Genomic DNA, 13,008 nt, shown 5'->3' with positions numbered 1-13,008 from the left:
TCGCCGGCATGTATTTTTTCCTGCACCAGAGCAAGGGTTTCTTGCATGGAGAGATTATCTATGGCGGTGTTTAGGATTTGGATTCTAGTGTTTGGCAAAATATGCTTTGAAAATTGCGGCAAATATACTGTTTAAAAAAAGAAATGGTAGAATACCTTTTTCCATTATTTCTTTTAAGATAATTAATATCTATGAATTAATCTGTATATTTAACTTGATTCATTTCTTTAAGGTTTTTTGAAAGAGATTTTGAAATTTAAATTAAGGAAAAGTTAGAACAAATGTCTAAAATATTTATTATGAAATTTGCACTATTAATTTTTGTCTTTTCATTGACTTCAATAACAAATGCTCAATGTGAAGGAATGGTTATAAATTTAACCACTCAGGCTGATATTGATAATTTCGCCATCAATTATCCGGGTTGCACTACAATTGGTCGTTTAAGTATTCACGGAGAGATATATAACTTGGACGGACTTTCCCAAATCACTAGAGTTAATAATGATTTAGAAGTATCAAGTAATGAACTAGAAAGTCTACAAGGATTACATAATATAAATTATGTAGGTAGCGATTATAGAATTTATAATAGCCCGCTTTTAAGCGATATCAGCGCTATTAGTAATTTATCTGAAGTTTTATTTCTCACATTATCTAATTGTGATGCTATTACAGATTTACAACCATTTAGTAATTTATCACAAGTATTAATTTTAGCTCTCGGTATAACAGGATGTGATGGGATTACAGATTTGCAAGGCTTAGCTAATCTAAGTGGTATTTCTGATACTTTTGCGCTTACCATTTCCAATAATAATTCACTTACGAGCCTACATGGTTTAGAAAGTTTTGTTAATGCCAAGAATCTATTTATTCACGATAATGATGCACTTTCCTCTTTAGATGGATTACAAAATTTAGAATCGGCTGATATGATTAGTATATCAGCTAACAATAGTTTAATAACTTTAGACGGTCTTCAAAGCCTAACATATTTAGGAAAATGGTTATCGATAACTGATAATAATAATCTAGTTAGTTTAGAGGGGTTAAACAATCTTTATCTCGTTCATGGTATTGACCAAAATTTGAATGCAGTAGTGGTTTCTATTGAGAATAACAATTCTTTGGTAAATTTAGAAGGGTTAAACAGTTTGCGAACTGTGAATGGAGGTTTTCTTATTAAAGAAAATAACAACTTAGAAAGCATAGAAGGGGTTAATAGTGTTGTTAGAATCCTATATGCCTTAGAGATTGAATTAAATCCATCTTTGCTTTCTATGAGCGGATTTGAAGGACTTGAAGTAGCTGAAGAAATAAGAATACATCACAATTCACAACTGGAAACAATCTCAGGCTTTAATGCTTTGCTGGATGCAAGAGTTTTCTTAACCGATAATAACAATTTACAATCAATTAGTGACTTTAATAGCTTTGTAAAAGGACTAATTCTCGTAAAAGACAATAGCCTTCTAAGTACTATTACTGGTTTCGACGGAGTTGCTGGAAACTTTGGACAAATGTCCGTATATATAGAAAATAATCAAAGTTTACAGAGTATAGATATATTTAAAAATGCTTTGTCAAATTACATAACTGTAAATAATAATGAAATCCTTTCACACCTAAAAATAGCTTCTAATGCAACCGGGACAGTTGGCCTGACATGCCGTAATAACCCATCCCTGATTAATATCGTTCCATATACAAGTGCTACTAATATGTCGTGGCTCTTTTTTGATAATAACGATGCATTTGAAAGAATAGATTTTTTCCCAAATACACAAACAGCAAATTACTTAAGTATTACAAATAATGAATCCCTAAACGAAATTACAAGTTTTAGTTGGCTTGAAAATATTGGTCATTATTTTGAAATTAAAAACAATCCTTCTTTGGAAATGGTGGTTGATTTTAATGGTCTAAATGCTATAGCAAATTACTTATCTATTGATGGAAATGAGCTACTTACAAAAATTCCTGAAATGCAAAATCTTACCACGATTGGTGATAGTCTTCTAATTTCACACAATAGCACCATTACTAATCTAAATGGGCTAAGTGCTTTAGCGTCCATTGGCGGTCCATTAAAAATTATAGGAAACAATAATCTAAATGACATTTCTGGTCTCTCCAGCTTAACAAGTTTGGATGATGACGAATTTCATATAGAAGATAATGCACAATTAGCTTCGCTAGAAGGAGTTGAAAATATTGATCCAAACTCTATCTCAAAAATTATTATACAACAGAACCCCAATCTTGAAGTTTGTAATTTTGAAAGTATCTGTACTTTTTTAGAGGAACATCAAAGCCCTTATTTTCATGAAATTAATAACAATGCCAGTGGTTGTGAAACAGCTGTTGTAGTTGCCGAAGCATGTGGTTTTGTTTTAGGTACCTCAACACAAGATTTTTCCGCTTTCAATCTCTACCCTAACCCTGTAAAGAATATTTTGAACATCAATTCAGATTATAATTTAAAAAGTGTTCAAATTTTTAATACAATGGGGCAAAATGTATTCTTTGAAGAAAACCAGAATACAACTGAAATAAATGTTTCCAGCCTAAGAAGTGGCGTTTACTTGCTTAAAATGACTGATGACCAAAACAACAGTACTGTCAAGAAGTTTATTAAAGAATAATAAATTTAATTTTTCAAAATAGGCTTCTTTTTTGAGATATTTTCATTTAAAAATAAAGCAATCAAAAACGAAAAAATAACAATCCCACTATGCCTTTGGAAAATGGATTCTGTGAGCATATAAACCAGAAAAGCCATTAAAATGCTTAGTGCAAAATAGTCCTTGTTCTTTTTAAAAACCCACGATAAATAAAGAATCAAGGCCAAGAAAATCACGAATCCCAATAGTCCAAATTCCAAGAAAACTTCTAAATACTGGTTGTGGGCGTTATAGCCTTCTTTGTATGCTGAAGTAAGACCATGCTCTTTGTATTTAGTGTATAAATAATCTCTGTGGGTACGAGTTCCATAGCCTATTAGTAGGTTATTCTGGGCTATGGTTTCCAAAACAGCTTTCCAGTGGAGTTCCCGGAACTCAATATCACTTATTTGAGCTGTTTCAGTAGTGCTAGGGTCAAAACGTTTTTGAAAATAAGGTGTAAAGTAAATGGAGCCCAATAAAACTGGAATTATTATTAATATCAAGATTCTTTTCCAGGTTGAAGCAACGAAACTTAAAATGGTTACTAAGCTACCAACAGCCAAGGCTATAATACTTATGCGCACACTGAGTAAATAGAGTATATATAATAAAGCCAACGCTCCAATGATTAATAGTAATCTATTGGCTTTTCTGTGTACAAACTGCCATAATAACCAAAGCATACAGATAACTACAAACAAAGAGAAATAGGTAGTATGCTTATCTAAAAACTCAGAGAACTTACTATAATAAAAATAATTCCCAAGATTATTAATTTTAAAATATACTACTTTGGCCAGTGCGAGAAGTGAGGCTGCCAATACACCAAATAAAAATTGATTCATCACAAAAGGACGGCAATCTTTTAGACGAACTGTTAGCAATATTAGCGGAAAAATCAAAAAGGGAAGTTTAATCCGTAACTCATCTAAAGCAGCATCGAGGTTGTTAGTATAAATCGTTCCCAAGAGAGGAATCCAAAACAAACTCGAAAGTAATAGTATTGAGAATTTGTTCTGTAAAAAAAGTTCTTTCTTTTCTGAAAAGGAATTATATAAGAGCCAATAAACAAAAAAAGCAATAATTGCTTGTGAATTAAAACTATAATCAGGAAAAGGCAAAGAGATTAGGCAAAAGGCCAACAACCAATAAAAAATTCTATCTTTTAAAAGTTCGTTTTTTATGATCATTTTATGTGTTTGGCAGTTTCCTTTGCAAGTTTATAATATCCATCACGGCTAATATTAATACCATCTTTGCGGATGTACTTGTCTATATTTTCTGAAAATATTTGAAATGTATCTATCAATTCAAATTCATTAGTTTTTGATAGCTCGAGAAATACGTTGTTAATTTGTTTATTCCTTTGATTTACTATAGTATCATTAGAAGGAGGTAGTGTAATTAAAATCGTTTTTTGTGGTCTTTTGGCTTGTAGTGTTTCTAAGATTTCCTTCGTGTTTTTTTTAAATGTTTCCAATGAATCTAAATTCTCATTGGAGCCATACATTAAAACGTAATAATCTGCTTTTGGTATATTTTTAATTTGTTCTAAAATACTTGTTGAAGTATTTGTTTTGATAGCCTCATTAGGAAAATCAAAAACATCAGAGTATTCGCCTTTATAGATTACAGGGAATAAGTTTCTTAAATCCTTCCTGTAGTATTTAGCCTCATTCTCAATAAGTAATCTATCACCCAATGTAACTACCGATGGCCCTGTTCCGTCTTTTAAGGGTAGAAAAACCTCTTCGATATTATATTCGATGTCTGTTGATTCAGGAAGGTCAGTTATCCATTCCACCCCTTTAAATCGAATAGTTGCGTTTTTAAATAAATGATAAACATATCGAAAATAATAACTGTCTGTTTTGGTTGAAAGTTTATATGTGTTTTGTGGGTTAGGCTTAAAATTATTATTTCTAATCTCCACATAATTGTATGAAACAGAATCAAGTATTGCCGTGCCCAGGTCCTTTATTGGTTTCTCTTTATCCCAATCAAAATTCAATTGAAAAAATTGCTGGTTGGAAGAAGAAATGAATTTTATACCAAATCCTGAAGTAACCAAGAGTATGGTTATTAGCATTAATTTATTTGAAGGAAACGGGTTCATTCTTTTATATAACTTTCAATAATTCTATTGAATACTATCTCGCTATTAAACTTTTCAAAACTCTCTAAAGCATTTTTACAATATTCCGGATAATTAATTTGATTGAACTTTCGCATTGCTTGTGCTAAAGCCTCAGAGTCTTTTATTGGCACCAAAAGTCCATTATAGCCATCCATAATAACTTCTGGCAATGCTTTCCACTGAGTTGCAATAACTGGAATGCCCATTGCCAAGCTTTCAATTATTATTCCAGGGTACCCTTCTCCTTCAAAATAAGAAGGGAGCAAAAGCACATTGTATTTTGAAAGTGTGTCTTCAATTTCATCAGTGCGCAGTATTCCTTTATAATTCACGCTGGAACTCTTGAAAACACTATTCTCATAATGCCTGTCATCTATAGGGCCATAAACATCTATAGAATAATCATCTGGCAAAATAGCGGCTGCTTTAACAATTTCCGTAATTCCCTTTTGGGGTATTACACGCGAAATAAAAACAAATTTCTTCTCAAAAGTGGTCTCAATATTTTTTTTCTGGATGGGTTTTCTGGCATTTGGCAGCCATTCGGCATTCTTAACGTTTTTGTTTTCAAAATAAATCATTAACTGCTGGGTTTCAAAAAATACAGTATCCGATTTTAAAACGGTCTTTTTCAATATAAATTGAAATGCTTTTGGCATAGCTTCATATTGATCCATAAAATTCCCGCCAAAAAAATGATATATGGTTTTTCTATTTAAAGCTTTTGCCCATAACCATAAAATGGGGGCAATGGTAAAATGAAAATCTTTGGTGCCGTGAAAACTGATAACATCAAATTTTTTTGCGACAAAGGGAAAACGGAAAACCCAAAAAAAATAGTCAATTAGTTGCAATTTGTTTCTCCAAAAAGTTCTGATTTGTTGATGGGTTATAGCAACACGAGAATCTAACACAATAAAATCAAGTATATTTTTTGCCAAAACTGTTGCGCCACCAATAGAGCGTTCCTCATTAGAAACGGGAATATTTGCAAAAAAAAGAACCTTAATTTTCCTTTCAATTTCCATAGATTGGTTGCATTTCGTCTTCAACGCTGTTTTCTTCTTTGTAATATAATATTGGATAAACAAACGCCAATGAAAATAGTAAATAGTCCATATTATTAAGTGAAAAGGAGAAAAGCATATCAAAGAACAAACAGAAATAAATTGCAAGAACTAATAGATAACGCTTGTTGAATTTTCTTCTTAAAAGTGGTGTGATGAGCACCAACAAATATAGAAGTCCTCCAATTATACCCAACTCCACAAACAAGTGAGGCGGGAAGGTGTCTGTGGTTGTTAAATTTAGCCATTTAGTGTCGTACCAATTGAAGCCAACCATTTTGTAGTACCAAGAGTTATATGTTGTTGAAGCGGGGCCGCCAAAAACTCCAACACCCTGACCGAAAAGATTGAAATTTCCTATTTCGTTAAACATTACTCTGTAGGATTCACTACGTGCAGAATTACCTTCAGTAATATATAAACTTATACGCAGTAATAAACTCTCTACAAATTCATTTATCTTTTCAGGAAAAGTGAGATATATTCCTATTAACAGCAATACAAAGAATAAAACCAATTTATAGATTCGCTTATAATTATAAAGCAAAAGCACTATCAGGAAAGCTCCAAAGGCTTTAAAAGATACACTTGCCAACAACATAAATAAAGTGATGCCCAAAAATACTTTTTTAAAGCGACCATGATAAAAAGTATTTATTATAAAAAAAGCCACCATGTTTAAAAACCCAAGAAACCCAAAGAATACAACGGTACCTGTGGCTCTAATGATTCCTGCTGTTTCATTATAATATGCATATCCATTTTCTGTTCTATAATAAAACCATTGTTCTATACCCCGCGCCCAATTAAAATAATTGAGTATTTGAATCAAAAAATTAAGCACAACGAAAAAAATAATAAATTTCAATAATAGGCCAAAATGCTCTTTAATGGAATAGCTGTAAAACAAAACAGTAATAGGAAACAAATATCTGAGGCCATCACTCAGTCCAGCTTTAAGTGTCCAAGAGTTGAGGATCCCATAAATCAATAAGGGCAAGAAAATTAATGTGCTCAAAAAAAGGTTTGTATTGACTTTTCTAGTATAAAAAATATATACTAGCATATAAGCAAATGCTAATACTTTACTAACGGAAGTAATTTCTTTAAAAGTAGTTTGGAAAACGGTACCAGCATAAATTATTATAAAAGGTAGTAATACCAAAAACTGATTAAAATTAATTATATGTGAAATTTTTTTTATCATTTATAAAACTCGTGCTGATTTTCTGTTTATTTTAATCAATAAAAAATATCTAATAATCAGGCAAATTAAACTCGCCATTGCAACTCCAATCAAATCAAATTGAAAATACAATAAATAACTTACAACTATATTTAAAAGCAACATTGCAATATTTATATATAAATTTTCCTTGAATTTTTTCAGAATTATCAGGTTGGTTCCAAATAATGAAGAAAGGGAATGAAATATTTTAGCCAATAGGATTACAATGAAAATGGTTATGGTATTGCTGTAATCTGTAAAAAATTTGTGAACCAATATAAAATAGAATCCCAATAAAAATACTGAAGCAGTCAATACTAAAATCAGGATTTTTTTATTTATTTCGTTCAAATAGTTTGGTTTTAGTTTCAATTTTTCAATATCAACTTGCACTAAAGTTAAGGGTATAAGCAATAGCATATTGGCAATGTTCAATGCGAAACTATAATTTGCTATATCCACATTGGGGTTTTGAGATAGTAATTTTATTACAAATATGTCTGTATAAAGAAAAGTGAGATTTGCAAAATTGCTAATTACAAGTGTAAATGAACTTAATAATAATTTTTTGAAAAGCTTCCAATACCTTTTTACTTTTTGCCAAATAATCTTTTCACGATAAAATAAAGTAACTACATGAATAAATGAAATTGGTAGCAGTAAGTAATTTACATATACATAAGCATAACCTGCAACATCAAAACAATAAATTGAAATAAAGATCAACCCATAAAAAAGGATTGAAATAATTATTTTATAATATGAAGCATAACTACTGCCTTGACTTACCAAAAAATAAGATTGGGCAATACCTCCAGTAAAAAAAATGGCATAAAAAACGAATGGAACAATCAGAAACAACCAGCTGAAAAAGCTAAAAAAAATGGCCCCAATGGCCGCAACAAAAAGAACAAATAAAATTCCTAAGAGGAAGAAATAGTTTTTGCTATCCCTACTTTTTGTATAACTCAGGATGAGTGCGGGAAATCCAAAAGCAAAAACGGATGAACCGACCTCAATTACTTTTTTATAATATTCTAGCTCCCCGTAATCATATTTTGACAAATGATGGGCGGCAAAAAAAAGAACTGCATATTCTAACCCTCTACTGAAAAGTATAGAACTTCCGTAAATTAAATAGTTTTTATGTAATAAGTTTTTAAGCACAAAAATTATTGAAATTCGATATTCTTAAGAACCAGTTTTTCTCCTACAACACCTTTATATTGCTCAGAGTTAAAAAGAAATAATTCCAACTGTTTTACTTCTTTAATCTTACTATTCAGCTGAAAATTTAATATGCTGTCTTTATCTTTTAATTTTATATCTACTTTGTCAAAATCCCAATTTCTTGATTTGCTATAATCACTTAACTCATCGATATTATAGGGAAAAATTTTTAAAGAAATACTGTATTTTTTATTTTCCCTTTTAGAATAATTGGTTTTATCAATATATATTTTTGCATTTAATTTATTATTCAAAATTTTCATTTCAATCATTTTTAATTGTATTTCTTTTATAAAATTAAACTTTAATTGCTTCTGAAAACTTGCTGTTTTATTTCGTTCATTAAAACCTATATATATTTTGTTCATAGAATCCCAAATAGGTTCTGAAGATCTATCTTTGAGTTTATAGTTTTTATTAATATAGCTCGATAAATACTTGCTGGTTTTTATTGCTCCCTGAATATTTAGATGTGATGGATCCCTAAAATCAATAATATTTAAACCCATTTCATTATAGTGATTATTAAGATTTAAGTAGTTTATTTCTTGTTGCTCACAAATATTTTTCAAATCATCTAAAAAAGACTCGCTCCAGTCAAATTTGGCTCTAAGATCAGGAGATGAAACTACCAAAACTTGAGAGCCTTGAGATTTTGCTACTCTAATTAATTCAACAATATCTCTTTTTCCTGTTTCATCAATTTTTGTTTTTTTGTGTTCAGGGTATGCTATTATTTCTTTAAAACCATTAAATTTCGATCTTCCTAAAGAGTCAATTACTGTATTAAATCCTATGTAACCATTATTAAAAAAAGTTGTGTTTTCATTAAAATTTTCTTTGCGGGATAGTTTAAAATATTTCATTTCATTCCATTTATTGTGATTTCTAATTAATGGAAAATATACTCCTGCTAGTTCTTTGTTTGTATAGAATCTTTCAATTTTTTCTTGTTTTTTTAAAGAAAAATTCGAAATCATATCCAAGGCCCTTAATTGATATCCTTTTATTAAATCATTTTCCGGACCTGGTATAGAAGGAGGGTATATTTCAATAACTATAAGCTCAGGATTTGTTTTCTTCAGAGCTTCTTCAATAATTAAATCTGTAAATGGAACCCTTAAAGCATCAGATCCTAAATTAAATGATACTGTCTTAGATTCTTTATCAATTATTAAAGGATTAAATGCAGTGTAAGCGTGTGAACTGCCAAAAAATAAAACATCAATATTGGTATTCTCAGCAAGTGCTTTGAATGATTCAAATGTATTAACATAATGATTGCTCGTTGAAAATATTCTATTTAAATATATAAAGCTCAGAATTAATAAAAATGAAAGTAATAATATTGATTTTTTTTTCATTAATGATGTGACATTTTATAGCTTGGATATGGTTTAAAAAAAATTATTCTAATAAATCCAGATTGTTAATAATCAGTTTTTCTCCAATTACACCTTTATATTCTTCAGTATTGTAAAGGAACATTTCAATTTGTTTTATTTCTTTAATCTTACTTTTAAGTTGAAAAGTCAGGATACTGTCTTCATCTTTTAATTTTATATCTTCTTTATCAAAATTCCAATTCTTGGATTTGCTGTAATCACTAAGCTCGTTATTATCATAAGGAAAAATCTTTAATGATAAGCTGTATTTTCCGTAATCATCTTTATAATTTTTGGTTCCATCAATGGTAATTTTTATTGAATAAATTTGACCGCTATTGGTTAGTTCAATATCCTTTACTTTTATCGATTCTATGAGATTAGCCTGTAATTGTTTTTGATATATTCTTTCTTCATAGGTATTTTTGAAGTCCAAATATTTTTTATTGATAGACTGCCAAGTAGATTCAGAAGACCTATCATCAAACTTATAGTGCTCATTAAGATAATTCGCCAAAAATTTTGATGCTTTTGTCCCTCCAGTCCTGTTTAAATGTCCTGGATCTCTAAAATCGTTAACAGATAAATCCAATTCATCATAATAATCATTTAGATTAAGATAGGGAACATTAAATTTATCAAAGAAGATTCGAAACTCATCGTATAGGTAATAGTTTTCATAAATAGCTCTTAAATCTGGTGAGGTTACGGCTAAAACAGGGATGTTTTGTTCATTCGCTATTTTCAAAAATGCCGCTATATCCTCTTTAATTTTATTATTAAGTAAAGTATCTTTATTGTTTTTACGTTTTTCCTGATTTCTAAAGTTTTCATATTTTGAGCGATTATCTTTCTCTCCTATTATAGTTCCATATCCCACATAACCTCCGTAATAAAAATCATTTGGGTCAAAGTTTACTCTTTTGGAAAAAGAAGAAAAGTTTTTACTATTCCAATCAGTATGGTTTCTTATTAATGGGAAGAGTACCCCTAAATATTCATTTTTATTATAAATGCGCTCTACTTCTGTATATTTTTTAAATGAAAAGTTTGACACCAGGTCTAAGGCTCTTAGTTGATAACCTTTCGCCTCTTTCGTGTCTGACGGAGCAGTTATTGTGCCTTTATATACTTCTAGTATAATAAGTTTTGGCTTAGTTTTTTTTAATGATTCTTCTAGAACAAGATCTGTTAGAGACATTAATAATGCATCGGAGCCTAAATTATAGCTCGTCGTTTTTGTTATATTATTTATTATTAAAGGATTGTAGCATGTGAAGGAATGGGAACTGCCATAAAAAATAATATCAATATTTTCTTTTTTTGTTAATTCATCAAAATCCTCAATTGTATTTGCATAACGATGGCTTGATGCAAAGACCTTATTTAAATAAATAAATCCTAGCAACAGAAAAACTGATAATATTAATGCAGAAAATATTCTCTTTTTTATCATCTGTTATCCATATATTAATTGAATAAAAAATTAATATTAAAAATCAAGATCATCAATAGTTATTTTTTCACCAACCACACCTTTATAAACTTCTTTATTAAAAAGAAACACTTCCGCCTTATCTATTTTCTTAATTTTAGTAAAAATGTGAAAGACCATTGGATTGGTTTGATTTTCTAATATAATATCTACTTTGTCAAATTTCCATTTTTTAGATTTGCTGTCATCATTAAGGTTATCCAAGTTCGTTGGAAATATTTTAAATGAGAGCTTATATTTTTCAAAGATTTCATCTAATCTTTTATCATTTTCAATGTTTAGTGTTATAGTATGGTCTCTATTGTTTTTGCTAATACTCAGATTCTTTATAACCAATCCATCAATAAGTTTTTTGTTTAGCTCAATACCATAAAATCCGTCTGATTTTACAAATAAGTCTTTGGATTTTTGGAGTTTCTGCATTTCAAGCTTATAACTTTCATCATTTGAACGATCTGAAAATTGATATTTCTCATTTAGATATTCTCCCAAAAACTGACTGGTCTTAGTACCGCCATATATATTTAAATGTCCAGGGTCCATAAAATCATCAGCTGTTAGACCTATTTCTTTATAATAGTCATTTAAATTCAAATAAGGTGTGCTAAATGACTTGCACAATTCCTTTAATTCTTTAAAAAAGGGTTGGTGTTTCTTATAACTTGTTAAATCCGGAGAAGTAACAATTAGGACTTCTATTCCTTCTTTTTTCGCTGTATTGATAAACGCTTTAATATGTTTTTTTGATTCTTCATCAAAATAAATTTTTCCGTTCTTCAATGGGGCATTGATCTTGGTAAGGTCTTTAAACGATTGGCGTTCTGTTAAATCTAATTTTTTAAAATGACCTCTATACCCTGAATGAAAAAAAAGAGTGTTCTTATTCAATGTTTGTCTTTTAGAAAACCCAATAAATGAAGATTCATTCCATTTTTCATGGTTTCTAATAAGGGGAAATAGGGCACCGAGATATTCATTCTTGGAAAATATATTTTTAATCGAATTAATTTTTTCAATCGAATAGTTTGGGATAATGTCTAAGGCTCTAAGTTGAAATCCTTTGTTTCTTTCTGAAATAACTTCTCTTACTGTCCCTTCATAAACTTCAAGAATGATTAATTTGGGCTTCGTTCTTTTAAGTGTTTCTTTTAAAACAAGATCCGTAAGAGAAATATATAATGCGGCCGAACCTAAATTGTAACTTATGGTTTTACATTTATCATCTATAATCATTGGGTTAAAAGTAGTATAAGCATGGGAGCTTCCGTAAAATAATATATCTACGTTAGTTTTTTTTGTTAAGGATTTATAGTCTTCATAAACATTGACAAAAATATTCTGAGAGGCAAAGATTCTATTCAAAAAAATAAACCCTAAAGTCAAAAAAAGGGTGAAGACAATAATAGATTTTATTTTTTTTTTCATCTTCAAAATTGAAAATAAATAAATTCTGAAACACTATCATTACCGTATATACCAAAGATTACTATACTATAAATAATGACTGTATAAACTGCACACCGTATTATTACATTTGTTTTGTTGAGTATTCTTAAACTATTATATTTTCTATGAATAGCATCAAAAATCAATAATAGTCCTATTACTACAATCGCTAAAATAAATTCGTGTTTTGGAAGTCCTAAATTGTAATAATTATGATAATCTGGAACAAAGTCTAACAAATGTTTTACAATATAAACACTATCATTACCGTATTTACCAAAGATTACTATACTATAAATAATGACTGTATAAACTGCACACCGTATTATTACATTTGTTTTGTTGAGTATT

The 13,008-nt window shown here is 29.6% G+C and carries 10 protein-coding genes; 1 reads left to right on the top strand and 9 read right to left on the bottom strand.

From position 1 onward, the window contains the following. Positions 1–299: 299 nt before the first annotated feature. Positions 300–2,648 (top strand): T9SS type A sorting domain-containing protein, encoded by a 2,349-nt coding sequence (locus ACN0TV_RS16675; protein WP_417364422.1) that lies wholly within the window; start codon positions 300–302, stop codon positions 2,646–2,648. A 5-nt stretch (positions 2,649–2,653) separates the two neighbouring features. On the opposite strand, the gene ACN0TV_RS16670 is transcribed toward ACN0TV_RS16675, so the two are convergent. From ACN0TV_RS16670 to ACN0TV_RS16630, 9 genes are all read right to left on the bottom strand, one after another. Further along, positions 2,654–3,859 carry an O-antigen ligase family protein gene (locus tag ACN0TV_RS16670; RefSeq protein WP_417364420.1) on the bottom strand — a complete coding sequence of 402 codons (1,206 nt, stop codon included), beginning with the start codon at positions 3,857–3,859 and terminating at the stop codon, positions 2,654–2,656. After that, positions 3,856–4,680, bottom strand: coding sequence for an SGNH/GDSL hydrolase family protein (locus ACN0TV_RS16665; protein WP_417364418.1), 825 nt, complete (start codon positions 4,678–4,680; stop codon positions 3,856–3,858). Before ACN0TV_RS16665 ends, ACN0TV_RS16670 begins: the two co-directional genes overlap by 4 nt. Before the next feature lie 101 nt (positions 4,681–4,781). Then, positions 4,782–5,834: a glycosyltransferase gene (locus ACN0TV_RS16660; RefSeq protein WP_417364416.1), complete on the bottom strand. Its 1,053-nt coding sequence runs from the start codon at positions 5,832–5,834 to the stop codon at positions 4,782–4,784. Beyond that, positions 5,824–7,080 (bottom strand): hypothetical protein, encoded by a 1,257-nt coding sequence (locus ACN0TV_RS16655; RefSeq protein ID WP_417364414.1) that lies wholly within the window; start codon positions 7,078–7,080, stop codon positions 5,824–5,826. The genes ACN0TV_RS16660 and ACN0TV_RS16655 overlap by 11 nt, the downstream gene beginning before the upstream one ends. After that, positions 7,081–8,268, bottom strand: coding sequence for an oligosaccharide flippase family protein (locus ACN0TV_RS16650; protein WP_417364412.1), 1,188 nt, complete (start codon positions 8,266–8,268; stop codon positions 7,081–7,083). Positions 8,269–8,273: 5 nt separating this feature from the next. Further along, positions 8,274–9,695 carry a hypothetical protein gene (locus tag ACN0TV_RS16645; RefSeq protein WP_417364410.1) on the bottom strand — a complete coding sequence of 474 codons (1,422 nt, stop codon included), beginning with the start codon at positions 9,693–9,695 and terminating at the stop codon, positions 8,274–8,276. 43 nt (positions 9,696–9,738) lie between these two features. Then, a complete protein-coding gene (locus ACN0TV_RS16640; protein ID WP_417364408.1) occupies positions 9,739–11,172 on the bottom strand; it encodes a hypothetical protein in 1,434 nt (477 codons plus the stop codon). Positions 11,173–11,208: 36 nt separating this feature from the next. Continuing rightward, positions 11,209–12,636 (bottom strand): hypothetical protein, encoded by a 1,428-nt coding sequence (locus tag ACN0TV_RS16635; protein WP_417364406.1) that lies wholly within the window; start codon positions 12,634–12,636, stop codon positions 11,209–11,211. Between the two features lie 2 nt (positions 12,637–12,638). Then, the coding region (locus ACN0TV_RS16630; RefSeq protein ID WP_417364405.1) for a hypothetical protein at positions 12,639–13,008 on the bottom strand (370 nt) is incomplete at its 5' end.

This window comes from Galbibacter sp. (assembly GCF_048266365.1).
In the GTDB taxonomy this organism is placed as follows: domain Bacteria; phylum Bacteroidota; class Bacteroidia; order Flavobacteriales; family Flavobacteriaceae; genus Galbibacter.
The sequence above is the reverse complement of the archived record's forward strand: the minus strand, read 5'-3'. Positions and strand labels throughout refer to the sequence as shown.